This window comes from Blastococcus goldschmidtiae, from assembly GCF_031845325.1.
Classification (GTDB): Bacteria; Actinomycetota; Actinomycetes; order Mycobacteriales; family Geodermatophilaceae; genus Blastococcus; species Blastococcus goldschmidtiae.
In genome coordinates this window covers 110,910-134,964 of the sequence record NZ_JAVREI010000001.1, presented here as the reverse complement: position 1 = coordinate 134,964, position 24,055 = coordinate 110,910, and the positions used below count along the sequence as shown (strand labels likewise).

Sequence of the window (24,055 nt, the reverse complement as noted above, 5' to 3'; positions counted from 1 at the left end):
CGGACCGTGGTCCGGCGTGCGCCGTCAGCGGCGCTTGCGCTTGCCCCGGTTCGCGGGGCCCTGGCCCGCCCGTCCGGCGCCACCGCGCGGGGCGTTGCCCGCACCGTTCGCGGACGGTCCGGCCGGGCGTCCGTCGGCCGCACCGCTGGCCGTCGCACCGCTCGCGCCGTTCTCACCGTCGACGGTGCTCTCGGGGGTAGCGGTCGCGGGCTTGGCACCCGGCTTGGGACGGACCGGCTTGGCGCCCGGCTTGGGCGCGAGCGTCTTCGGGTCGACCGCGGGCTTGTCGGCACCGGACTTCGCCTTGGCGGCGGCCGAGCCGGGCGGCGGCATCTTGCGCAGGATGAAGAACTGCTGGCCGAAGGTCCAGGAGTTGTTCACGACCCAGTACAGGAGGACGCCGATGGGGAAGAAGAACCCGGTGACGAACAGGCTCAGCGGCATGCCGTAGAGCAGCAGCTTCTGCACCGTGGCGGCCTGGCCCTCGACCGGACCGGAGCGCCGCATGATCTGCTTCTGCGTGAAGTAGGTGGTCAGGCACATCAGCGGGATGAGGATCAGCGCGACGGTGCGGATGCTGCCGTAGGTGACCCCGTCCAGCGCCAGGATCGCCGTCTCCTTGGCGCCGTCCATGTTGAACGACGAGGAGATCGGCGCCCCGAACAGGTCGGCCCGGGCTGCCTGGTCGGTGAGCTCGTCGGACCAGCTGTAGAGCCCGTCCTTGTCCGGCGCGAGCCGGCGCAGCACGTGGAAGAGCGAGAGGAAGATCGGGATCTGCGGCAGGATCGGCAGGCAGCCGGCCAGCGGGTTGACCCCGCGCTCCTTCTGCAGCGCCATGATCGCCTGGCTCATGCCCTGCCGGTCGCTGCCGTACTGCTTGCGCAGCTTGGCGATCTCGGGCTGCAGCTCCTGCATCGCGCGCTGCGACTTCACCTGCTTGACGAACAGCGGGAAGAGCAGCAGCCGGACGGTGACGACCAGCAGCGCGATGGACAGCGCCCAGGTGAGACCACCGGCCGGGTCGAGGAAGGTGGAGAGCACGTCGTGCCACCGGGCCATCACCCAGGCGATCGCGGTGTACAGCCAGTCAAGCAACGGAGGTCTCCTCGTTCGCCCGGCGCGAGGCCGGCGGGGTGGCACGTGCGGGTTCGGGTGCCACTGGCGCCGGCACCGCAGTGCTCGACGTGCGGGCGGGCTCGCGGGTTCCGCCGGGGACCGGGTCCACGCCCCCGGGGTGCCAGGGCGCGCACTTGAGGATCCGGCGGACGGCGAGCCAGCTGCCGCGCGCCGCTCCGTGGCGGTCGATCGCCTCGGCGGCGTAGGCGCTGCAGGTGGGGTAGAACCGGCACCGCGGCGGCAGCGCCGGGCTGATCGCCCGCGAGTAGAAGCCCACCGCGGCCAGCAACGCCCGGCGCACCGGTGCCCGGCCGCTCACCGGCGGGCCCGCGGGTCGAGCAGCCGGTCCAGCCCGCGGGCCAGATCGCGGCGCAGGACCCCGGAATCGGCGTCCGCCGCCTCCGGGCGTGCCCGCACCACCAGGTCCGCCGTGGCCGGCAGCCGGTCGAGCTCGGCCCGGACAGCGGCCCGGAGCCTCCGGGTCACGCGGTGACGGACCACGGAGTTGCCCACCGCCTTGCCGACGACGAAGCCGGCCCGCGCACCGGACGGCGCCGGTGGACGCGCCTCATCACCGGGCGCCGGGTCGCCGCCCGCCAGGGCGGGCCGCTCAGGGAGGAAGTGGAGCACCATGGTCGGCCGCCCGGCACGTCGGCCGGACCGGACGACCGCGGTGAATTCCGGGCGCCGGCGCAGGCGTGCCTGCGCGGGCAGCACGTCAGGCGGAGAGCTTCTCGCGACCCTTGCGCCGGCGGCCGGCGAGGATCGCGCGGCCCGCACGGGTGCGCATCCGCAGCCGGAAGCCGTGGGTCTTGGACCGGCGACGGTTGTTCGGCTGGAAGGTGCGCTTGCTCACGAGGTACTCCCACATCACGTTCGGCGGTGCGCGCCCCCGGTGGGCGGACGCGCAGGGGGTACCGGCACGAACGGCGCGAACCGTACCCACCCGGACCCCGGAAGCTGGTCTTCCGCGGACGAACACGTGCACGCCAGCGCCCGGTGTGCGGGCATGGCGGCAACAGCCGTCACGGACTCCGGACAGCATAGCCGAGGAAGCCAGGCTGCCGGTGCCCGGGACTGGTCCGGACTCCGCATGATCCCCCGGCGGCGCCACCGGCCCGGGACGGCACGCCGTCGCGACGCGCCCGAACCAGTGGACGCGTCGTTGCCGCCCTGTGGACGAGGCTGTTAGCGTCGCCGTCGCCCCGCACCGGACGACAGGGTCACGGCGCGTGGGCCGACCCCTCGGTCTCCCGACCCCCGAAGCGCCCGTGGATCCCGACGACGGGGCGCTGACCAGCGGAAACGCTGGACAGACCCCGGGCTCTCGTCGGCCTCGGTGGCAACGGCACCGGTAGTGCACAGCCTGTGGACACCCGTGTGGAACACGAATGTCCGCAGCTGACCGCCGGGAACGGAGCGCGGAGCCACGCCAGCCGTCAGGCTGACAGGACGCGGCGCTCGAGGGAACCGGCCGCTCGGGGTCGACGGCATGGGGAGGACGACGGCATGGCGGACGCCACGCTGGACCTGGCGACGGTCTGGGACCAGATCCGGGAGCGGCTGGCCACCAGTCTCTCCCCCCAGCAGAACGCCATGCTCAACCTGACCCGCCCGCTGGGGCTGGTCGAGGACACCGCGGTGCTGGCCGCACCCAACGAGTTCACCCAGACGGTGCTGGAGTCCCGGATGCGCCGGGTGCTCGCCGAGGCGCTGTCCGAGCAGTTCGGCCGGGACATCCGCGTGGCCATCCAGCTCGAGGACGCTCCCGAGGACCCGGCTCCGGGGAGCCAGGACGATGAGCCGACGCGCCGTCCCTGGTCGGCCGCCGAGGCGGCGCTCGAGGCGCGGCGCGCCGAGGAGGACCGGGCCAGCCGTGACCGGGCCGACGACGGCCGCAGCGCGTTCGGCGTCCGCACCGACGCGGTCGGCTCGGCGCCCTGGGACCGGGACCCGGCCGACGACCGGGCGGCCCGCGCGGAGGCGGAGGTCCGCGAGCTGCGGCCCGTCGACCGCGGCGCCCCCGAGGACTGGGCCACCCCCGCCTGGGGTGGCGAGCCCGCGACCCGTGACTGGGGCGGCTCCGACGACGGCCGCTCCGCCGACGTGCTGCCCTTCGACCTCTCCTCGCCGGACGGCGACCAGCGCGGCGCACGCTCCGGGGGACGGCGACGGCCCGAGACCAGCCGGCCGGCGGGACTCGACCCGGGGCTGAACCCGAAGTACGTGTTCGACTCCTTCGTCATCGGCAACAGCAACCGGTTCGCCCACGCCGCGGCGGTCGCGGTGGCGGAGGCGCCGGCCCGCGCCTACAACCCGCTGTTCATCTACGGCGAGTCCGGGCTGGGCAAGACCCATCTGCTGCACGCCATCGGGCACTACGCCGCCCGCATGTTCCCCAACGTCAAGGTGCGCTACGTCAGCACCGAGGAGTTCACCAACGAGTTCATCAACCTGGTGCACTCCGGCCGGGCCGAGGACTTCCGCCGTCGCTACCGGGACATCGACTTCCTGCTGATCGACGACATCCAGTTCCTGGAACGGGCCGAGCGGACGCAGGAGGAGTTCTTCCACACCTTCAACACGCTGCACAACGCCAGCAAGCAGATCGTCATCACCTCGGACCGCGCGCCGAAGAAGCTGACGACGCTGGAGGACCGACTGCGGACCCGCTTCGAGTGGGGCCTGATCACCGACGTCCAGGCGCCCGACCTCGAGACCCGCATCGCCATCCTGCGCAAGAAGGCATGGGGTGAGCGGCTGCAGGTGCCCGACGCGGTGCTGGAGTTCATCGCCAGCAAGGTGCAGACCAACATCCGCGAGCTCGAGGGCGCGCTGATCCGGGTCACCGCGTTCGCCAGCCTCAACAAGCAGCAGGTGGATCTGCCCCTGGCCGAGCTGGTGCTCAAGGACCTGATCAGCGACGAGCAGGGGCCGCAGATCACCGCTGCGATCATCATGGCCGCCACCGCCGAGTACTTCTCCGTGACGATGGAGGAGCTGCAGGGCTCCAACCGCAGCCGCACGCTGGTCAACGCCCGGCAGATCGCGATGTACCTCTGCCGCGAGCTGACCGAGCTGTCGCTGCCCCGCATCGGTGCCTCGTTCGGCGGCAAGGACCACACCACGGTCATGCACGCGGTCAAGAAGATCACCAACCTGATGAGCGAACGCCGGGCCACCTACACCCAGGTCACCGAGCTCACCGCACGCATCAAGAGCCGCGCCCGGCAGTGACATCGTGACACCGTCCTCCTCCGGAGGACACCGCGGCCACGTGCCGTCCCCCTGGCGCGCTGAGCGCATCCATCACGCCTGCGCGGAACCCTCCGGGCCCCACTCGGCGTGATCAGGCCGGGCTCGTCCCCTGCTGGGACGACCGCGTCGGTCGGCCCTGCGCGGGACCCTCCGGGCCCCACTCGGCGTGATCATGCTGGGCTCGTCCCAGGCCGGCGCTGAGCGCGTCGGTCGGGTCAGCTGACGCCACCCTCGGTCGACCGCGCGGTGTGGTGGGAACCCTCGCCGTCGACGGCGGGGGTCGCTGTTCCACAGCGTGTCCGGGACCCTGCGGCGGGGCTCGTCACGCGGCCGCCACCGGGACGTCGGACGGGCGTCGCGGACCGGTCGACATGTCGCTGTCCACAGTTGTGTGGAACTCCGTGGACAGCGGAACCCCAGTTCCCGCGCGTCAGACCCCGGCCGTCGACCGACCATCCGGTCGACACGTCGAGAAGTTGTCCCCAGGAATGTGCACAGGTTGGGGAGATCCGTGCCGGAGCCGGTCCGCGACGCCCGGCCTCGGTGACGAGCCGGCCGCGCTCCGGCGCTGCACAGGCCCGTGACCTGCACGTATGTCGGACATTCGGAGAGCAGGCCGCGGCGGGCGCGGGGAACGGTCGGCCGGCGTGCACACGGCATGGGGACGAACAGGGGGCAACCAGGGGAGTGGAGGTGGACGACCGGCGGTGTCTGTGCACGGCGGTCGAGTTGTCCACGTGTCGACAACAGGACGGCGGTGACCGCCCACAGCGAGCCAACAGGCCTGGTGGGGCACTGACCTGCGGAAAGGGGCCCGGTCCCCAGCTTCCACACGTGTGATGACGAGGATGAAGTACTTCTACCCAGAATTTCTCGAACCACATTCAGGGTGGGGACCCTCCGTTCGGGCCGTGCTCCAGGAGCGCACCCGGCACCGACGGAGCGCCGAGCAGAGCACCCGACAGGGGACAGGGTTTCCCCCGGAGGCACCTGAGCAGGCACCATGAGCACCGCACCGGCGGTGGGGCCTCCGCCTCGACGTCCGGCGCACCGTGGACGCAGACGAGATCGGGTGGATGGACAGATGAAGTTCCGGGTGGCACGAGAGGTGCTCGCCGACACCGTGGCGTGGACGGCCCGCAGCCTGCCGCCGCGGCCGTCGGTGCCCGTCCTCGCCGGCATCCTGCTCGAGGTCGACGGCAGCCAGCTGTCGGTGTCCGGCTTCGACTACGAGGTGTCCGCGCGCGCCGAGGCCGACGTGCAGGCGACCGAGAGCGGCCGCGTCCTGGTTCCCGGCCGGCTGCTGGCCGAGATCACCCGAGCTCTGCCGCCGCACCCGGTGGACATCACCGCCGACGGCCCGCGGCTGGCGATCACCTGCGGCAACGCCCGGTTCAGCCTGCCGACGCTGCCCGTCGAGGACTACCCGTCGCTGCCCTCCATGCCGTCCTCGGCCGGTGTGGTGGACAGCGACGTCTTCGCCGAGGCCGTCTCGCAGGTGGCGGTGGCGGCCGGGCGTGACGACACGCTGCCGATGCTCACCGGCGTCCGGCTGGAGATCGAGGGCGACCAGATCACCCTCGCCGCCACCGACCGCTACCGCCTCGCGGTCCGGGAGTTCGCCTGGCGACCCGACACCTCGGGGCTGTCCGCAGCCGTCCTCGTGCCGGCCCGCACCCTGGCCGACGCCGCCAAGACGCTGACCAGCGGTCCGGAGATCACCGTCTCCCTGTCCTCGGGCAGCTCCGGCGAGGGCATCCTCGGCCTCTCCGGCAAGGACCGGCAGGCCACCACCCGGCTGCTGGACGCCGAGTTCGTCAAGTACCGCGCGATCATGCCCAGCGAGTCCGCGGCCAGCGCCACGCTCCCGGTCGGCCTGTTCACCGACGCAGCCAAGCGCGTCGCCCTGGTCGCCGAGCGCGGCACGCCCCTGCGCTGCGAGTTCACCCCCGGGCAGGTCACCCTGCGGGCCGGCGGCACCGACGACGAGGGGCAGGCCGAGGAGCGCTGCGACGTCGACTTCGACGGTGAGCCGCTCACCATCGGCTTCAACCCGACGTTCCTGCTCGACGGACTGGCCGCGGTGCACACCGACCGCGCGCGGATGGACTTCACCAGCCCGCTCAAGCCTGCCGTGCTGTCCGGCGTCGAGGAGCCGGCCGACGACGGCGGAGCACCGGCGTCGCGTCCGGGCAGCTACCGCTACCTGATCATGCCGGTGCGCCTGCCCGGATGAAAGAGGACCCCGTCGCCCCCCGCGCCCCGCTCCGCTCGGCGTGGGACCCTGCGACGGGGCCTTCCAACCGAGGCCAGGACGCCGTGTCACCGAAGGAGCAGACGTGCAGCTGGGGCTGATCGGGCTGGGCAAGATGGGCGGCAACATGGCCGAGCGGGTGCGCCGGGCCGGCCACGAGGTCGTGGGGTACGACCGCTCACCGGGCAAGCGCGACGTCGACAGCCTGCCGGCGCTGGTGGAGGCGTTGTCCACACCGCGCGTGGTGTGGGTGATGGTGCCCTCCGGTGACCCGACCCGGGAAACGGTCAAGGAGCTCGCCGGTCTGCTCGAGCCCGGCGACGTCATCATCGACGGCGGCAACTCCAAGTACACCGACGACCAGGTCCACGACGTGATGTGCCGCGAGAAGAGCATCGGCTACATCGACGCCGGGGTCTCCGGCGGCGTCTGGGGCCTGGAGAACGGTTACGCCCTGATGGTGGGCGGCACGAAGGAGGACGTCGCCAAGGCGCAGCCGATCTTCGACGCCCTCAAGCCGCCGGCGCCGCACGACGAGTCCGGGCAGGCCATGCCCGGCGCGGGCTTCGTGCACGCCGGCCCCGTGGGCGCCGGCCACTTCAGCAAGATGGTCCACAACGGCATCGAGTACGCGCTGATGCAGGCCTACGGCGAGGGCTACGAGCTGCTGGCCGCAGTCGACCTCGTCGAGGACGTACCGGGCGTCATCGCGTCCTGGACCCAGGGCACCGTCATCCGCTCCTGGCTGCTCGACCTGCTGGTCCGCGCGCTGGACGAGGACCCGGAGCTCGAGGGGATCAGCGGCTACGCCGAGGACTCCGGCGAGGGCCGCTGGACCGTCGAGCAGGCGATCGAGAACGCCGTCCCCGTGCCGACCATCGCCGCGTCGCTCTTCGCCCGCTTCTCCTCCCGGCAGGACGACTCGCCGACCATGAAGGCGGTCGCCGCGCTGCGCAACCAGTTCGGCGGGCACGCCGTCCGGGCCGTGGAGACCCAGGAAGCCGAGAAGCCGGCCTGAACCGCCCCCGTCCGACCATTCCTGCGAGCTGAAGGGCCGAGGTGTACGTCCGGCACCTGCAGGTCGGCTCCTTCCGGAGCTGGGAGCGCGTGGACCTGCCGCTGTCCCCGGGCCCGACCGTGCTGGTCGGCCGCAACGGGGAGGGCAAGACCAACCTGGTCGAGGCCGTCGGCTACCTGGCCACGATGAGCAGCCACCGGGTCTCCAGCGACGCCCCGCTGGTCCGCCACGGGGACGCGCAGGCGGTCGTGCGGGCAGCGCTGCGCCGCGGGGACCGCGAACTGCTGGTCGAGATCGAGATCAACCCTGGCCGGGCCAACCGGGTGCGGGTGAACCGGGCACCGCTGCAGCGGCCGCGGGACCTGCTCGGCATGGTCCGCACGGTGCTCTTCGCGCCCGAGGACCTCGCGCTGGTGCGCGGCGACCCGACCGAGCGCCGCCGGTTCCTCGACGAGCTGCTGGTCACCCGCACGCCCCGGCTGGCCGGGGTGCGCGCCGACTACGACCGGGTGCTCAAGCAGCGCAACGCCCTGCTGAAGACCGCACGGCTGGCCCGCGGCAAGGCGATCGAGACCCTCGACGTGTGGGACGGCCACCTCACCGATCTGGGCGGTCAGCTCCTGTCCGCCCGCCTCGGTCTCATCGCCGACCTCGCACCGCAGGTCGCGGAGTCCTACGCCCGGGTGGCCGGCGACGGAGCGCTGGTCGCCGGTCTCGGCTACTCCTCGACCGTGCCGCTGGCCGGCGAGGGCACGGCGCTGCGCCCGGACGCGGCGCTGCCCACGGCGGAGGAGCTGACCGCCGCGATGCGCGAGCGCGTGGCCGAGCGCCGGGGTGACGAGCTGGACCGCGGGATGACGCTGGTCGGACCGCACCGCGACGACCTGGTCATCCACCTGGGTCCGGCACCGGCGAAGGGCTTCGCCAGTCACGGCGAGTCCTGGTCCCTGGCGCTCGGCCTGAAGCTGGCGACCTTCGCGCTCCTCCGGGCCGACGGCGAGGACCCGATCCTGGTCCTGGACGACGTCTTCGCCACGCTGGACGCCGAGCGCCGCGCGGCGCTCGCGGAGGTGGCACGCTCGGCCGAGCAGACGCTGATCACCGCCGCGGTGCTCGACGACGTGCCGCTCGAGCTCCGCGGCGGCCGGGTCGAGGTCGGCGCCGGCGCGGTGCGGGTGCTCGACCCCGGGGAGGTGGCATGAGCACCGCGAGGACGACGGGGGAGCGAGCATCGCAGCGAGCGCCAGCGAGCGAGGAGCGGAACGAGCCCGGAGTCGAGCCATGAGCGAGGACCGGCCGGCCCGTCCGAGCGACATCGCCCGGGCCGCCCTCGAGGCCGCGCGCGCCGCCTCTGCCGCCCGCCCGCGCCCGACGCGCCGCCGGATCGCCGGGCCCCGGCGGAGCTGGAGCGGCCCCGGCCCCGGCGCCGACGACCCCCAGCCGCTGGGCCGGCTGGTCGACTCGCTGGTCGACGCACAGGACTGGTCCGAGCGCACCCGGACCGGTGCGGTGTTCGGCAGGTGGGAGATGCTCGTCGGGCCGGAGATCGCCGCGCACTGCGCGCCGCAGACCCTCACCGAGGGGGAGCTGCTCATCGTCGCGGAGTCCACGGCCTGGGCCACCCAGCTGCGGCTGCTGGCGCCGACCATCCTGGGCAAGCTGCGGGCCGGGGTGGGCGGGGACGTCGTGACCCGGTTGCGCGTTGTCGGACCGACGGCCCCGAGCTGGAAGAAGGGCCCGCGCTCCGTGCGCGGCCGGGGCCCGCGCGACACGTACGGATAGGCACCGCACCACGACGGAAGGGCAGCGATGAGCACGCCTCGGGACCGCGACGGCTTCGACGACGACACCGGCCGGGCCTGGCAGGAGCCCGCTCACCTCGGCGGCGACGAGCCTGCGGGGGAGCCGCCGGCGCAGGAGGGACCGCCGGAGGACGCGCCGAACTTCGTGGACCGCCGCAAGCAGCCGCGCGACAGCGACCACTCCGTCGACCCGGAGGCCTGGCGGCCCGCCGGCTGGGACCTCCCGCCGGCCGAGCCCGAGCGGCCGGCCGCGACGCCGGGCCCGTCCGGCGTCGACCCCTCGTGGGCCCCGCCGGGCGCGCCGCAGGAGCAGGCGCCCGCACCCCAGCGGCGTGGGCTGTTCGGCGGCCGCCGTCAGCGGGACCCCGAGATGGAGCGGGCGTTCACCTACCAGGGCGACGTCGTCGGCGCGCAGGGCTGGGCGCTGCAGCGCGGCTGGACGATCTCCGACGGCACCGCGCCGGAGGACGCCGTCCTCTCCGAGCTGATCGCCTCGGCGCCGCCCCGGCTGACCAAGGACCACCGGCCCGGCAGCGTGCTGCGCGGGCGCGCGGGATCGCTCGAGCTCGTCGCCTTCGACGCCGTCTACACGTCCGGCCGGCACGTGGTGCCGGAGTACGCGATCACCGCGGCCCCGCTGCTCGGCACGCCCCCGCCGCTGCGGCTGTCCCCGGCCCGGCTGTGGAAGCACGGCGTCGGCGGCATGGTGCAGATCCCCTCGGAGGACCCGGACTTCGAGCGCCGCTGGACGCTGCTGGCCGCCGAGGACGGCCCGCAGGTGCGCCGGATCGCCGGCGACCCCGAGGTGCGCCGCCTGCTGCTGGGCACCGACGACGGCGACGAGTTCTGGACGGCGGGCGGCTTCCTGGCCGCGATCCGGCCGGACGGCCACCGTCCCGAGCTCATCGAGCACCACACCCGGCTGCTGACCGCGCTCATCGGCGCGCTCGCCGTCGGCTCCTGACCCGGCTCGTCCGCTGAGCGCCCCGGGCCGGTCCGACGCCGCACCCGCATCCCCCGGCGCGGGGCCGCGGGACCTGCTTCCGCTGCTGCGGCCGCACCGTCGCGCGCTGGCCGCGGCGGCCGGACTCTCCCTGGTGGCCGCGGCCGCGGCGCTGGCGCAGCCCGCCCTGGTCGCCCGGGTCATCGACGTCGTCGGTTCGGGGGAGGCGCTGCTGCCCACCGTCTCGCTGCTGGTGGTCGTGCTGCTGGCCGCATCGGCGCTGGGCGCGTTCCAGCAGTACCTGCTGCAGCGCACCGCGGAGGGCGTCGTCCTCACCACCCGGCAGCTGCTCGCCGACCGGCTGCTGCGCCTCCCGGTGGCCGAGTACGACCGGCGGCGCACCGGTGACCTCATGTCGCGGGTGGGTGCCGACACCACGCTCCTGCGCGCGACGGTCACCTCCGGCGTCGTGGACGTGGTCGGCTCGGCGGTGCTCGCCGTCGGTGCGGTGATCGCGATGGCGCTGGTCGACGTCTGGCTGCTGCTGCTCACCCTGCTCTCGGTCGGCATCGGGGTGACCGTGGTGGTGCTGGCTTCCCGCGGGGTGCGCCGCCTGTCGCGGCAGGCGCAGGAGGAGGTGGGCGCAATGACGGCCGCCGTGGAGCGGGCGCTGTCGGCCGTGCGCACCATCCGGGCCAGCGGTGCCACGTCCCGCGAGGTCGCCTCCGTGGGGGGCAGTGCGCGGCGGGCGTACGAGGCCGGCGTGCGGTTGGCCCGGCTGGAGTCGCTGATCTCCCCCGCCGGGTCCATCGCGGTGCAGGGTGCGTTCCTCGCGGTGCTCGGCGTCGGCGGCTACCGCGTGGCCGACGGCTCGATCACCGTGGCCGCCCTGGTCGCGTTCATCCTCTACCTGTTCCTGCTGGTGATGCCGCTGGGCCACGCGATCTCGGCCTGGACTCAGCTGCAGACCGGCCTGGGCGCCCTGGCCCGCATCCAGGAGGTGCTCGCCCTGGAACCGGAGCAGGACCAGCGCCCGGAGCGGGCCGGCACCGTCGCGCCGCGTGCCGGTGCACCGCTGCTCGAACTCGACGACGTCTCCTTCGCCTATCCGGACGGGACACCGGTGCTGCGCGGGATCTCCTTCGAGGTGGCGGCGGGGAGCCGCGTCGCACTGGTCGGACCGTCGGGTGCGGGCAAGTCGACGATCCTGGCGCTGATCGAGGGGTTCTACCCGGTTGCCGCCGGCGCGGTCCGCTGGGCCGGCACCGACGTCCGGGCCGTGCCCCGTGCGGCACTCCGCGCCCGGCTGGGCTACGTGGAGCAGGAGGCGCCGGTCCTCGCGGGGACGGTGCGCGACAACCTGCTGCTGACCCGGCCCGACGCGACCGACCCCGAGCTGTGGGCGGTGCTCGCCGACGTGGGCCTGACCGAGGTGGTGCGCCGGTCCCCGCGCGGCCTGGACGTGCTGGTGGGTGACGAGGGCGTGCTGCTCTCCGGTGGCGAGCGCCAGCGCCTGGCCATCGCCCGATCGCTGCTGGCCAGGCCCGAGCTGCTGCTCCTGGACGAACCCACCGCCAGCCTCGACGCCCGCAACGAGGGGCTGCTCCGGGAGACCCTCGCGGCCGCGGCGTCCGACCGTGCGCTCCTGGTCGTCGCCCACCGGCTGTCCACGGTCCTCGACAGCGACCAGATCGTGGTGCTCGACCAGGGCCGGGTGGTGGCCCGTGGCACCCACGCGGAGCTGGTGGAGACCAGCCCGCTGTACCGGGAGCTGGCCACCGCCCAACTGCTGGTCAGCTAGCCCGCGCCTTCCCCGCTGGGCGGCGGGGCTCCGCCGTGCTGGCGATCGACCACCAGTACGCGTGCCCGGCCAGCCCGCGCGGGGCGAACGTGGCCCGCTGCCGCAGCACGTCGGCATCTCCGGGCGCGTCGTGTTCCACGTGGAACTCCAGCCAGGCGAGGCTGGGCAGGCGCATCTCGGCGCGCAGGCGCAGCAGCCGGCTCGGCACGAGCTCCTCGACCGGCCAGAAGTCGAGGGCGTCACCGACGTAGAGGCGGTTCGTGTCCCGGCGGCCGCGCCGCAGCCCCACCCCACCGACCGCGCGGTCCAGCAGTCCGCGCACCTGCCACGCCAGCGGGAACGAGTATCGGCCGCGCTCGCCGCCGATCTCCTCGACCACCCGCCACAGGGCGCCCGGCTCGGCGGCGGTGCCCCGGGTCCGGTCGTCCACGAAGAGGCTGCCGCCGGCCCATCCCCGCGGTGCGGACGGCGTCGGCCATCACCCCGGCGGTGCGCCGGTCGGTCGCCTCGAACTCCGCACCCCCACCAGCGCGTGGACGAGGTAGTGGACGACGCCGGCACAGGCCGCCGCTACCTGCGCGGCATCGCCGACATCGGCGTGGGCCACCTCGACCTGCGCGGCCCACGGGTGGTCGCGGATCCGCTCGGGGTTGCGGGTCATGACGCGCACCCGGTGCCCGGCGGCCAGCAGCTCGGGGACCAGCCGCTCGCCGATGTAGCCGGTGGCGCCGGTGACCAGGCAGAGCTTCGGTGCGTCGGTGGGCATGGACCCGGGTGTCGGCGGGGTCGGCCGCACACGCCCGGATCACGGACGACCGGTGCCCGGGAACCGGTCGTCCGGACCCGGAACCGACCGCGACGGTGTGAGCCCCCCGAGGACGGCGTGTCGATACCGGGGGCAGGACATGTGGTGGCGGAGGTGCCGGAAGGGGCTCAGACACGACGTGAGGGCGTGGACGGCGGCATTCCTGTCAGTGGACCCGGTATCCTCGACAGCAGAAACCGCCAGCAACCGGCCCAGCGTCGTCCTGCGCCCCGAGGGGCCAGTGCCGTTCTGCGCGTCGTCCCCCGTCAGCACCGGGGGTCCGCGTGCCGGTTGCGCGAAAGGAAGGCCCCCCGTGGTCGCAGCACCGCAGACCGAGAACGCCTACTCCGGCAGCTCCATCACCGTCCTCGAAGGCCTCGAGGCGGTCCGGAAGCGCCCCGGTATGTACATCGGCTCCACCGGCGAGCGCGGACTGCACCACATGGTGTGGGAGGTCGTGGACAACTCCGTCGACGAGGCGCTGGCCGGCCACGCCGACCGGGTCCACGTCACCCTGCTGGCCGACGGCGGTGTGCGGGTCGAGGACAACGGCCGTGGCATCCCGGTCGACATGCACCCGGTCGAGAAGCGGCCCACCGTCGAGGTGATCATGACCGTCCTGCACGCGGGCGGGAAGTTCGACGGCAAGAGCTACGGCGTCTCCGGCGGACTGCACGGTGTCGGCGTCACCGTCGTCAACGCCCTGTCCACCCGGCTGGACGTCAACGTCTGGCGGGACGGGACCGAGTGGAAGCAGAGCTACGCCTACGCCAAGCCCGGCCCGCTGGAGGAGGTCGGCCCCACCAAGAAGCGCGGTACCGCGATCACCTTCTGGGCCGACGGCGACATCTTCGAGACGACGCGCTACTCGTTCGACACGATCAACCGCCGCCTGCAGGAGATGGCCTTCCTCAACAAGGGCCTGACCATCGTCCTGCGCGACGAGCGGCCCGGGCACAGCAAGGTGGAGTCCGGCCTGGGTGACGAGGTCACCCTCGCCGAGGCCGCGCCGGAGGCGGGCGCCGTCGACGAGGCCTTCGAGCCCACCGAGATCACCTACAAGTACGACGCCGGTCTCATCGACTACGTCGCCCACATCAACGCCAAGAAGTCGCCGATCCACAAGTCGGTCGTCAGCTTTGCCGCCGAGGGCACCGGCAAGAACGACATGGCCATGTCGATCGACGTCGCGATGCAGTGGTCCGAGGCCTACTCGGAGTCGGTCTACACCTTCGCCAACATCATCAACACCCACGAGGGCGGCACGCACGAGGAGGGCTTCCGCGCGGCGCTGACCTCGATCGTCAACCGCTACGCCGAGGAGAAGAAGCTCTTCAAGGGCAAGGACGAGAAGCTCACCGGCGAGGACATCCGCGAGGGCCTGGCCGCGATCGTCTCGGTGAAGCTGGGCGACCCGCAGTTCGAGGGCCAGACCAAGACCAAGCTCGGCAACACCGAGGTCAAGGGATTCGTGCAGCGGGTCTGCAACGAGCAGATCGGGCACTGGTTCGAGGCGAACCCGGCCGAGGCCAAGATGATCATCAACAAGGCCTCGTCGGCCGCGCGGGCCCGCCGTGCCGCGCAGGACGCCCGCAAGCTGGCCCGCAAGAGCCTGCTGAGCAACAACTCCCTGCCGGGCAAGCTGGCCGACTGCCGCTCCACCGACCCCCGCGACTCGGAGATCTACATCGTCGAGGGTGACTCGGCCGGTGGATCGGCCAAGTCCGGCCGCGACTCGATGTTCCAGGCGATCCTTCCCATCCGCGGGAAGATCATCAACGTCGAGAAGGCGCGCATCGACCGGGTCCTCAAGAATAACGAGGTCCAGTCGATGATCACCGCGTTCGGCACCGGCATCCACGACGAGTTCGACGTGTCGAAGCTGCGGTACCACAAGATCATCCTGATGGCGGACGCCGACGTCGACGGCCAGCACATCCGCACGCTGCTGCTGACGCTGCTGTTCCGCTTCATGCGGCCGCTGGTCGAGGCCGGGCACGTCTACCTCGCCCAGCCCCCGCTGTACAAGATCAAGTGGGGCGGCAAGCACGCCGACGACTACGTCTACACCGACCGGGAGAAGGACGCCGTGCTCAGCGCGGCCGCCCAGTCCGGCCGCAAGGTCAAGGACGACGCGATCCAGCGGTTCAAGGGCCTCGGCGAGATGAACGCCAAGGAGCTGTGGGAGACCACGATGGACCCCGCGACGCGCATCCTGCTCCAGGTCACCCTCGAGGACGCCGCCACCGCCGACGAGTTGTTCAGCGTGCTCATGGGCGAGGACGTCGAGGCCCGCCGCAGCTTCATCACCCGCAACGCCCGCGACGTCCGCTTCCTCGACGTCTGAAAGAGGACCCCGTCCTCCTCACCCCTCGCACGCTCGGGGCGAGCCTCTGGACGGGGCCGACGACAAGCCTTCATCCACCTCTGTGCACCGACCTGTGGAGACCTGAACCGTGACGGAGACCCCACCCCGCGACCGCGTCGAACCGGTCGACCTCCAGCAGGAGATGCAGCGCAGCTACATCGACTACGCGATGAGCGTCATCGTGGGCCGGGCCCTGCCCGAGGTCCGCGACGGCCTCAAGCCGGTGCACCGCCGCGTCCTGTACGCCATGTACGACCAGGGGTTCCGACCCGACCGCAGCTACGTCAAGTGCGCCCGCGTCGTCGGTGAGGTGATGGGTAACTACCACCCGCACGGCGACACCTCGATCTACGACGCCCTCGTGCGCCTGGCCCAGCCGTGGGCGATGCGCTACCCGCTGATCGACGGGCAGGGGAACTTCGGCTCGCCGGGCAACGACCCGGCCGCGGCCATGCGGTACACCGAGGCCCGGCTCACGCCGCTGGCCATGGAGATGCTCCGGGACATCGACGAGGAGACCGTCGACTTCCAGCCCAACTACGACGGCAAGAACCAGGAACCGTTGGTCCTGCCGGGGCGCATCCCGAACCTGCTGATCAACGGCTCCGCCGGCATCGCCGTCGGCATGGCCACCAACATGCCGCCGCACAACCTCCGCGAGGTCGCGGCCGCCGTCTTCTGGATGCTCGAGCACCCCGACGCCGAGCCCGAGGAGGCGCTGGCCGCCTGCATGGAGCGGGTCAAGGGCCCCGACTTCCCGACCCACGGCCTGATCGTCGGCCGGGACGGCATCGAGGAGGCCTACCGCACCGGCCGCGGCTCGGTGCGCATGCGCGCCGTCGTCACCGTCGAGGAGGACTCCCGCGGGCGGGTCCAGCTGGTCTGCACCGAGCTGCCCTACCAGGTCAACCCGGACAACCTCGCCGAATCCATCGGCGAGGCGGTCAAGGAGGGCCGGATCCAGGGCATCACCGACATCGCCGACGAGTCCAGCGACCGGGTCGGTCGCCGGCTGGTCTTCACGCTGCGCCGCGACGCCGTCGCCAAGGTCGTGCTGAACAACCTCTACAAGCACAGCCAGCTGCAGACCACCTTCGGCTGCAACATGCTCTCCATCGTCGACGGCGTCCCCCGGACGCTGCGCCTGGACGAGCTCGTGCGCGAGTACGTGAACCACCAGATCGAGGTCATCCAGCGGCGCACCCGGTACCGGCTGCGCAAGGCCGAGGAGCGCGCGCACATCCTGCGCGGCTACGGCAAGGCGCTCGACCATCTCGACGACGTCATCGCGCTCATCCGCCGCAGCCCGTCGGCCGACGAGGCCCGGACCGGGCTGATGGAGCTGCTGGACGTCGACGAGATCCAGGCCGTCGCGATCCTCGACCTGCAGCTGCGCCGGCTCGCGGCCCTCGAGCGCCAGCGGATCCTGGACGAGCTGGCCGAGATCGAGGCCCGCATCGCCGACCTGCTCGACATCCTGGACAAGCCGCTGCGCCAGCGGCAGATCATCAAGGACGAGCTGGCCGAGATCGTCGAGAAGTACGGCGACGACCGCCGCACGCAGTTCGTCGCGAACGACGGCGACGTGTCGATGGAGGACCTCATCGCGGAGGAGGAGGTCGTCGTCACCATCACCCGCACCGGGTACGCCAAGCGGACGAAGAGCGACCTCTACCGTTCGCAGCGCCGCGGCGGCAAGGGCGTGATGGGCGCGGCCCTCAAGCAGGACGACATCGTCGACCACTTCTTCGTGGGGTCCACCCACGACTGGATCCTGTTCTTCACGAACAAGGGCCGGGTGTACCGGTCCAAGGCCTACGAGCTGCCCGAGGCCAACCGCACGGCGCGCGGGCAGCACGTGGCGAACATCCTGGCGTTCCAGCCGGACGAGAAGATCGCCCAGGTCATGCAGATCAAGGACTACACGGTCGCCCCGTTCCTGGTCCTGGCCACCGCCCGCGGGCAGGTGAAGAAAACCCGGCTGACCGACTTCGACTCCCCCCGCCAGGGCGGCGTGATCGCGATCAACCTGCGCGACGGCGACGAGCTGGTCGGGGCGGCGCTGATCGACAGCACGTCGGACCTGCTCCTGGTCACCCGCAAGGCGATGTCCATCCGGTTCACCGCCGACGACGGCGCCCTGCGGCCCATGGGCCGGGCGACCGAGGGCGTGCGCGGCATCTCGCTGTCCGAGGACGACCGGCTGCTGTCGATGATGGTGGTGCAGGAGGGCGTGGACGTCCTGGTGGCGACCGAGCGCGGCTTCGCCAAGCGGACCGGCATCGAGAACTACCCGAACCAGGGCCGGGGCGGCAAGGGCGTGCTGACGGCGGACCCGAAGGCACGCAAGGGTGCGCTCGTCGGCGCCCTGGCGGTGACGCTCGGGGACGAGCTGTACGCCATCACCTCCGGCGGCGGCGTGATCCGGACGCCGGTCAACGGGGTGCGGCACAACAAGGACCGGGCGACCATGGGCGTCAAGTTGATGAACTTGCCGGAGGACGTGTCCATCGTGGCGATCGCCCGTACGACGGACAACGACGAGCCGTCGGCCTAGGGTGACACCAGGTGACGAATCGATCGGTCCCCGGGCACGCGCGAGCGCTGCCCGGGCGCCGGTCACGAGGGAGCGGTCTGTGCCGCGGGTGAACGGGAGACTGGCATGAGCGACCGGCCACAGGGTTCGGTGCGCACCGGGTCCCGCGGGGGAGACGGCCCGACCGGTGGCGACTCGCCCGGCGAGGGTGGGAACGCACAGCTCTCGGGGCAGGAGGGTGCGACCGGTCAGCAGGCCGCCGGTCAGTCCGCCCCCGGCACCGGGACGCAGTCCATCCCGACCACGGGGACGCAGTCCATCCCGACCACGGGGACGCAGTCCATCCCGACCACGGGCACGCAGTCCATCCCCATCACGGGGGCGCAGGCCGCAGCCAAGGCTCCGGCGGCGCCGGCCGGCCCCACCAAGGGGACGCAGTCCGGTTCCACCACCGGGACCCAGTCCATCCCGACCACCGGCACGCAGTCCATCCCGACCACGGGAGCGCAGGCCGCAGCCAAGGCTCCGGCCGCGCCGGCCACCGGGACGCAGTCCATCCCGGTTGCCGGCAGCCAGCGCGCCACCGGCGCGACCCCCGCTGCCGCTCCGCCGGCAGCGGTCCCGCCGGTGCCGGTTCCGCCGTCCGGCGGAGGAGCCCCGTCCGGCGGAGGAGCCCCGTCCGGCGCAGGAGCCCCGTCGGGTGGCCGGGCTCAGACCGGTGCCGCCACGGGACGTCCGGGACGGTCCTCCGGCCGCGGTCCGCGCCGGGCCCGGCTGCAGCTGCGGCACATCGACACCTGGTCTGCGCTGAAGATCTCGCTGGTCCTGTCGATCGCGCTGTTCTTCATCTGGATGGTCGCCGTCGGCGTGCTCTACCTGGTGCTCAACGCGCTCGGCGTCTTCGACACCCTCAACGAGCTGTTCGGTCAGCTGGGCACCGAGAGCGGCTCGGAGGAGGGCAGCGAGGTGCTGACCCCGGGCGTCGTGTTCGGCGGCGCGGCGATCATCGGCGCCATCAACATCGTGCTGCTCACGGCGCTGTGCACGGTGGGGACCTTCATCTACAACATGTGCTCCGACCTCGTCGGCGGCCTCGAGGTCACCCTCTCCGAACGGGACTGAGCGAGGACCCCCCTCCGGGGGTCCTCGTCGTCCCAGGTACGCTGTTCGAGGTTCACGGGCCTGTAGCTCAGGCGGTTAGAGCGCATCCCTGATAAGGATGAGGCCGGAGGTTCAAGTCCTCCCAGGCCCACCCGTGTGCCGGTGCCTCCGGTACCGCACGCCGTGCACCACGGCGCACCGACCGCCCAGGAGGTCTTCCGCGTGCTGAAGAAGCTGGCGCTGGTCGCAGCGGCCGTCGGAGCCGTGGCTGCCGTCCGCAAGCGCTCGAGCGGCAAGGTCGAGGCCGACCTCTGGCGCGAGGCCACCAGCGGCCCCCAGGCCGTCAGCACTCCCACCGCACGCTGATCCACCGGGGCCCCGGCCCCGCCGGGGACGTAGCTCAATTGGCAGAGCACCGCCTTTGCAAGGCGGGGGTTAGGGGTTCGATTCCCCTCGTCTCCACTCCTCGACACCGGACCCGCCGGTCGACCGCACGTCACCGCCGCGGCCGGTCACGGGGTCGTGACGGGACGGCGCGTCGGCGCCCGCCTGCGACCGGGGTCAGTAGCGTCGCGTCCCGCTGTCCCGAGACCCCGGAGGTCCCGACGTGAGCACCGAGCAGCCGCCACCCGCCGCGCCGGTACCACCTGCCGCGCCGCCACCCCCGCCGCCCGGCTGGCGCCCGGCGCCCCCTCCGTTCGTGCGCGAGCCCAGCCCCTTCCGGCGCGGCTTCGGTCTCGGCCTGGGCGCGAGCCTCGGCGCCGGGCTGGGCCTCGGTGTGGTGGGCGTGGGCCTGGTCGTCGTCATGGTGGTGGCCCTGGTCGGGCTGGTCTCCGGGGGTGGCGGGGACGCGACGAGCGATCCGGCGACCGAGCTGGCCTGGGGCGAGTCCACGGCGGAGTCGAGGCTGCTCGCGGTCCCGGTCACCGGGGTGATCCTCGGCGGGGAGAGCGACGGCGCCGTCTTCGGTGGCGCCACCTACGGCTACGAGGTCGCCGACACCATCGACGCCCTGGACGAGGACGACGCCGACGGGCTGATCCTGGAGGTGAACACCCCGGGCGGCACGATCTACGGCTCCCGCGCCATCGCCGACGCCGTGCAGCGCTACCAGGAGCGGACCGGCAACCAGGTGATGGCCCACGTGCAGGGGATGTCCGCCTCCGGCGGGGTCTACGCCATGGCCGGGGCCGACCAGATCGTGGCCGACCACGGCAGCCTCGTCGGCAGCATCGGCGTCATCATGGGCCCCTTCCAGCGCTTCCGGGACGTCACCGGCATCCCGGGTTCGCTGCTGGAGCCGGGCGTCACCACCGACGGCGGCATCACCGAGGAGTACCTGTCCCGGGGCCGCGGCAAGGACCTCGGCAACCCCTACCGCGACATGACCGAGGAGGAGCGGGCGGTGCTCGGCGCCGGCCTGGACCGCGAGTACGCCGCGTTCGTCGCGTGGGTGTCCGAGGCGCGCGGCATCCCGGCCCAGACCATCGTCGACGAGCTGGGCGCATTCGTGTTCGACAGCTCCACCGCCGTCGAGCGCGGCCTGGTCGACCGGGTCATGGGCCGGGACGAGGCCTACCGGTACGCCGCCGAGATGAACGGCGCCGACCCCGAGGACACCCGCGTGGACCGGATCAGCGGCCCGGGTCTGCTCGAGTCCCTGCTCTCGGCGCGGTCGCCCGGAGGCGGCACCGCGGCGGAGGCCCTGGAGCCCGGGCTGAGCACCGTGTGCACCGGCGCGCCCCTCGTGCTCGCCTTCCACGGGGAGCTCTCGGTCCCCTGCTCCGGGAGCTGAGCACACCGGCCGCCTCACCGGTCGCGCACCAGTGGGAGAGTGGAGGGGTGACTGAATCGACTCCCGCCCGCCGCGCGGTCCTGCACACCAACCACGGGGACATCACCGTGGATCTGTTCCCCGACCACGCCCCCAAGACGGTCGCGAACTTCGCCGACCTCGCCGAGGGCGCCCGCGAGTGGACGCACCCGCAGACTCGGCAGAAGACCACCGACAAGCTCTACGACGGCACGATCTTCCACCGGGTCATCTCCGGCTTCATGATCCAGGGCGGCGACCCGCTCGGTCAGGGCATCGGTGGCCCGGGCTACCAGTTCGGCGACGAGTTCCACCCCGAGCTGTCCTTCGACCGGCCCTACCTGCTGGCCATGGCCAACGCCGGGCCGGGCACCAACGGCTCGCAGTTCTTCATCACCGTGGGCCCGACCCCGCACCTGAACCGGAAGCACACCATCTTCGGCGAGGTGGCCGACCAGGCCGGCCGGGACGTCGTGGACACGATCGCCGCCGTCCCCACCGCGCGAGGCGACAAGCCGCTCGAGGACGTCGTGATCGAGTCCGTCGAGGTGCAGCGCAGCTGACCACCACCCCGGACGACGGGGGCGCCGGCGCGGGGAACCGGCCGGCGCCCCCGCCCGCCACCTGCTACCGGCACCCCGACCGGCCCACGGGGATCTCCTGCACGCGCTGCGGGCGGCCCGTCTGCCCGGAGTGCATGGTCCCGGCCTCGGTCGGTTTCCAGTGCCCGCAGTGCGTCGCGGCCGGCAACGCCACGGTGCGCACGGCACGCCCGCGCACCCTTCGGACGGCGGGACGGCGGTGGGGTGTCGTCACCCTGGGCCTGATCGCGCTCAACGTGGCGATGTTCGTCGTCACGGCGGTGTCGGCCTTCTCGGTGGGCAACTCCCCGGCGGACAACCAGCGGTCCCCCGTCTTCGTCGACCTCGCGCAGTGGCCGGCCGGCGTCCACTACCTGGACGAGTGGTGGCGGGTCCTCACCGCGGCGTTCCTGCACATCGGCCCGGTGCACCTGGCGATGAACATGCTGGCCCTGCTGCTCTTCGGCTCCGAGCTGGAGCGCCAGCTGGGATGGGCGCGCTACCTCGCCGTCTATCTCGCCTCGGCGCTGGGCGGCGCGGTGGCCATCCAGCTCCTGGGCGACCCGAGGGTCGTGGTCGCCGGTGCGTCGGCCGCCATCTACGGGCTGCTCGGCGCTCTCGGCGTGCTGATGCTGGCGAGCCGGCAGGACGTCCGCGGTCTGCTGACCCTGCTCGCGATCAACGTCTTCATCAGCTTCCTGCCGGGGATCTCGCTGCTCGGCCACCTCGGAGGACTGGTGGCGGGTGCGCTGGCCGCCGGGGTCCTGCTGCTGCTCCGCCGCCGGCCCCACCTCCAGGTCGCGGCACTGGCGCTGCTGGGCGTCGCGCTGCTCGTCGTCTCCCTGACGGTGCCGACGCTGACCGTGCTGGACCTCTAGGCCGTCGGGTCCAGCCGGCGCAGCTCGCGGGCCACCGCGGACGGATCGGCACCCAGGTCCCGGCGGCCCAGCACCACGAGCACTCCGTCGTCGTCGTCCGGGCCGGCGGCGGTGTCCAGCTCGAGGGTGGGGGTCCGCAGGCCCAGGCGGCGGGTCTCGCGGACGCCGATGCGCAGCCGGTCCCACGGCAGGTGCACCCCTCCGATGAGCCGGCGTACCCGGATCCCGTCCGGGCCGGCCGCGAGCCGCGGGCGCTGCAGCAGGTCCCGCGCCGCCTGCGCCAGGAACAGCGCCGATCCGAGGGTCAGCAGGATCCGGCCGGGGATGTCGGCCACGACGGGGACTCCCGCGGCGAGCAGCACGCCCATCCCGATCGAGAGCGCCGTCTCGGCCGTCCGGGTGGTCCAGGTCACGGGGGGACCTTGCCAGAAGAGGGCTACGTCATACGATGACAGTCAGGGCGGACCGTTTGGCCTCGCCCGAATCGTCGACGAGGAGTAGGTCCATGCGGGATGCCGTCATCTGTGCCGCCGTTCGCACGCCGGTGGGCAAGCGAGGCGGAGGGCTGTCGGGCGTGCACGCCGTCGACCTCTCCGCGCACGTGCTCGAGTCCCTGGTGGAGCGGGCCGGCATCGACCCGGCCGTCATCGAGGACGTCATCTGGGGCTGCGTCAGCCAGGTCGGTGAGCAGACCTTCAACATCGCCCGCAGCGCTGCCCTGGCCGCCGGCTGGCCGGAGTCCGTCCCCGGCACCACCGTCGACCGGCAGTGCGGCTCGTCGCAGCAGTCCGTCGCCTTCGCCGCGGCCACCGTCATCAGCGGCCAGGCCGACGTCGTCGTCGCCGGCGGTGTGGAGATGATGAGCCGCGTTCCCATGGGCTCGGCCAGCAACCCCGCGTCCGGGGCCGGCCGCCCGATGGGCCCGAAGTTCGCGGAGCGCTACGACGGCGTGACCATCAACCAGGGCGTGGGCGCCGAGATGATCGCCGAGCGCTGGGGCTTCTCCCGCACGCAGCTCGACGAGTTCGCCCTCTCCTCGCACGAGAAGGCGGCCAAGGCGCAGGCCGACGGCGCCTTCGAGGAGGAGATCGCCCCGGTCACCACCCCCGAGGGCCTGGTCAGCGCCGACGAGGGCATCCGCCCCGGCGGCACGCTGGAGAAGCTCGGCTCCCTGAAGACGCCCTTCAAGGAGGGCGGCGTGATCAGCGCCGGCAACGCCAGCCAGATCTCCGACGGCTCCGCCGCCCTGCTGGTCACCACCAGCGAGAAGGCCCGCGAGCTCGGCCTGACCCCGCTCGTGCGCATCCACACCACGGTCATGGCCGGCGACGACCCGGTCATCATGCTGACCGCGCCCATCCCGGCCACGAAGAAGCTGCTGGACCGCTCGGGACTGTCGATCGACGACATCGGCGTCTACGAGGTCAACGAGGCGTTCGCGCCCGTGCCCCTGGCGTGGCTGGCCGAGACCGGCGCCAACCCCGACCGCCTCAACCCGCACGGTGGGGCGATCGCCCTCGGGCACCCGCTGGGCGGCTCCGGCGCCCGCCTGATGACCACGCTCATCCACCAGATGCGCGCCACCGGCAGCCGCTACGGCCTGCAGACGATGTGCGAGGGCGGCGGCATGGCCAACGCCACCATCCTGGAGCTCATCGACGCCTGATCGACGGCGGTCCCGTCGGGACCACCGAGCGCAGCCCCCGACGCCACCGCGCGCGTCGGGGGCTGCGGTCGTCTCCGGGCGCCGAGGTGTCGTCGCAGGTCAGAGCGGGTATGGA

Annotated in this window: 21 protein-coding genes, 2 tRNA genes and 1 pseudogene; 17 read left to right on the top strand and 7 right to left on the bottom strand. The window is 72.7% G+C overall.

From position 1 onward, the window contains the following. Positions 1–24: 24 nt before the first annotated feature. Genes yidC through rpmH form a run of 4 tightly spaced genes read right to left on the bottom strand, consistent with a single transcriptional unit; the run spans position 25 to position 1,972 of the window. Complete coding sequence (gene yidC / locus RM425_RS00675; RefSeq protein ID WP_311343253.1) at positions 25–1,095, bottom strand: membrane protein insertase YidC; 1,071 nt, start codon at positions 1,093–1,095, stop codon at positions 25–27. Then, positions 1,088–1,435 carry a membrane protein insertion efficiency factor YidD gene (gene yidD, locus RM425_RS21585; RefSeq protein WP_396137012.1) on the bottom strand — a complete coding sequence of 116 codons (348 nt, stop codon included), beginning with the start codon at positions 1,433–1,435 and terminating at the stop codon, positions 1,088–1,090. Before yidD ends, yidC begins: the two co-directional genes overlap by 8 nt. Beyond that, positions 1,432–1,833, bottom strand: coding sequence for a ribonuclease P protein component (gene rnpA / locus RM425_RS00665; RefSeq protein ID WP_311343252.1), 402 nt, complete (start codon positions 1,831–1,833; stop codon positions 1,432–1,434). The genes yidD and rnpA overlap by 4 nt, the downstream gene beginning before the upstream one ends. A gap of 1 nt (position 1,834) precedes the next feature. Beyond that, the gene (gene rpmH, locus RM425_RS00660; RefSeq protein ID WP_040338882.1) at positions 1,835–1,972 is read right to left on the bottom strand and encodes a 50S ribosomal protein L34; all 138 of its coding nucleotides are present in this window, start codon (positions 1,970–1,972) and stop codon (positions 1,835–1,837) included. 653 nt (positions 1,973–2,625) lie between these two features. Between rpmH and dnaA the strand changes: the two genes are divergently transcribed. The 7 genes from dnaA (at position 2,626) to RM425_RS00625 (ending at position 12,192) form a co-directional block, all read left to right on the top strand. After that, positions 2,626–4,353, top strand: a complete 1,728-nt coding sequence (dnaA, locus tag RM425_RS00655) for a chromosomal replication initiator protein DnaA (protein WP_311343251.1) — start codon at positions 2,626–2,628, stop codon at positions 4,351–4,353. Between the two features lie 1,105 nt (positions 4,354–5,458). Beyond that, on the top strand, positions 5,459–6,610 hold the full coding sequence (gene dnaN / locus RM425_RS00650; protein ID WP_311343250.1) for a DNA polymerase III subunit beta: 1,152 nt from the start codon (positions 5,459–5,461) through the stop codon (positions 6,608–6,610). Between the two features lie 40 nt (positions 6,611–6,650). Beyond that, positions 6,651–7,646 carry a phosphogluconate dehydrogenase (NAD(+)-dependent, decarboxylating) gene (gnd, locus tag RM425_RS00645; RefSeq protein WP_311343249.1) on the top strand — a complete coding sequence of 332 codons (996 nt, stop codon included), beginning with the start codon at positions 6,651–6,653 and terminating at the stop codon, positions 7,644–7,646. Between the two features lie 41 nt (positions 7,647–7,687). Beyond that, a complete protein-coding gene (gene recF / locus RM425_RS00640; RefSeq protein ID WP_311343248.1) occupies positions 7,688–8,848 on the top strand; it encodes a DNA replication/repair protein RecF in 1,161 nt (386 codons plus the stop codon). A 79-nt stretch (positions 8,849–8,927) separates the two neighbouring features. After that, positions 8,928–9,428 (top strand): DUF721 domain-containing protein, encoded by a 501-nt coding sequence (locus RM425_RS00635; RefSeq protein WP_311343247.1) that lies wholly within the window; start codon positions 8,928–8,930, stop codon positions 9,426–9,428. A gap of 27 nt (positions 9,429–9,455) precedes the next feature. Next, positions 9,456–10,412 carry a hypothetical protein gene (locus RM425_RS00630; RefSeq protein ID WP_311343246.1) on the top strand — a complete coding sequence of 319 codons (957 nt, stop codon included), beginning with the start codon at positions 9,456–9,458 and terminating at the stop codon, positions 10,410–10,412. A 13-nt stretch (positions 10,413–10,425) separates the two neighbouring features. After that, on the top strand, positions 10,426–12,192 hold the full coding sequence (locus RM425_RS00625; protein WP_396137020.1) for an ABC transporter ATP-binding protein: 1,767 nt from the start codon (positions 10,426–10,428) through the stop codon (positions 12,190–12,192). On the opposite strand, the pseudogene RM425_RS00620 reads toward RM425_RS00625, so the two are convergent. Both RM425_RS00620 and RM425_RS00615 read right to left on the bottom strand, forming a co-directional pair. Then, positions 12,185–12,631 (bottom strand): annotated as a pseudogene (locus RM425_RS00620) (DUF2867 domain-containing protein); the annotation flags it as partial. The gene RM425_RS00625 and the pseudogene RM425_RS00620 overlap by 8 nt on opposite strands. A 39-nt stretch (positions 12,632–12,670) precedes the next feature. After that, positions 12,671–12,958: an SDR family NAD(P)-dependent oxidoreductase gene (locus tag RM425_RS00615; RefSeq protein WP_311343244.1), complete on the bottom strand. Its 288-nt coding sequence runs from the start codon at positions 12,956–12,958 to the stop codon at positions 12,671–12,673. Positions 12,959–13,310: 352 nt separating this feature from the next. Here RM425_RS00615 and gyrB point away from each other — a divergent pair, with 352 nt between their 5' ends. The 9 genes from gyrB (at position 13,311) to RM425_RS00570 (ending at position 22,274) form a co-directional block, all read left to right on the top strand. Further along, positions 13,311–15,344 carry a DNA topoisomerase (ATP-hydrolyzing) subunit B gene (gene gyrB, locus RM425_RS00610; RefSeq protein ID WP_311343243.1) on the top strand — a complete coding sequence of 678 codons (2,034 nt, stop codon included), beginning with the start codon at positions 13,311–13,313 and terminating at the stop codon, positions 15,342–15,344. A gap of 109 nt (positions 15,345–15,453) precedes the next feature. Next, complete coding sequence (gene gyrA / locus RM425_RS00605; protein WP_311343242.1) at positions 15,454–17,922, top strand: DNA gyrase subunit A; 2,469 nt, start codon at positions 15,454–15,456, stop codon at positions 17,920–17,922. A 105-nt stretch (positions 17,923–18,027) separates the two neighbouring features. Beyond that, a complete protein-coding gene (locus RM425_RS00600; protein WP_311343241.1) occupies positions 18,028–19,023 on the top strand; it encodes a DUF3566 domain-containing protein in 996 nt (331 codons plus the stop codon). 56 nt (positions 19,024–19,079) lie between these two features. Then, a tRNA-Ile gene (locus RM425_RS00595) sits at positions 19,080–19,153 on the top strand. Between the two features lie 11 nt (positions 19,154–19,164). Further along, positions 19,165–19,368, top strand: a complete 204-nt coding sequence (locus RM425_RS00590) for a DLW-39 family protein (RefSeq protein ID WP_311343240.1) — start codon at positions 19,165–19,167, stop codon at positions 19,366–19,368. Between the two features lie 23 nt (positions 19,369–19,391). Then, positions 19,392–19,464: transfer RNA gene (locus RM425_RS00585), tRNA-Ala, on the top strand. Positions 19,465–19,609: 145 nt separating this feature from the next. Next, positions 19,610–20,797, top strand: coding sequence for a S49 family peptidase (locus tag RM425_RS00580; RefSeq protein ID WP_311343239.1), 1,188 nt, complete (start codon positions 19,610–19,612; stop codon positions 20,795–20,797). A 47-nt stretch (positions 20,798–20,844) separates the two neighbouring features. Next, positions 20,845–21,378, top strand: coding sequence for a peptidylprolyl isomerase (locus RM425_RS00575; RefSeq protein WP_311343238.1), 534 nt, complete (start codon positions 20,845–20,847; stop codon positions 21,376–21,378). 134 nt (positions 21,379–21,512) lie between these two features. Then, positions 21,513–22,274, top strand: coding sequence for a rhomboid family intramembrane serine protease (locus RM425_RS00570; RefSeq protein WP_311343237.1), 762 nt, complete (start codon positions 21,513–21,515; stop codon positions 22,272–22,274). Here the strand turns inward: RM425_RS00570 and RM425_RS00565 are convergent. Beyond that, entirely contained in the window at positions 22,271–22,687 is a 417-nt protein-coding gene (locus RM425_RS00565) for a PH domain-containing protein (protein WP_311343236.1), read from the bottom strand. The genes RM425_RS00570 and RM425_RS00565 overlap by 4 nt on opposite strands. Positions 22,688–22,779: 92 nt before the next feature. On the opposite strand from RM425_RS00565, the gene RM425_RS00560 reads away from it, so the two are divergent. Next, complete coding sequence (locus RM425_RS00560) at positions 22,780–23,940, top strand: thiolase family protein (protein WP_311343235.1); 1,161 nt, start codon at positions 22,780–22,782, stop codon at positions 23,938–23,940. Positions 23,941–24,055 lie beyond the last annotated feature (115 nt).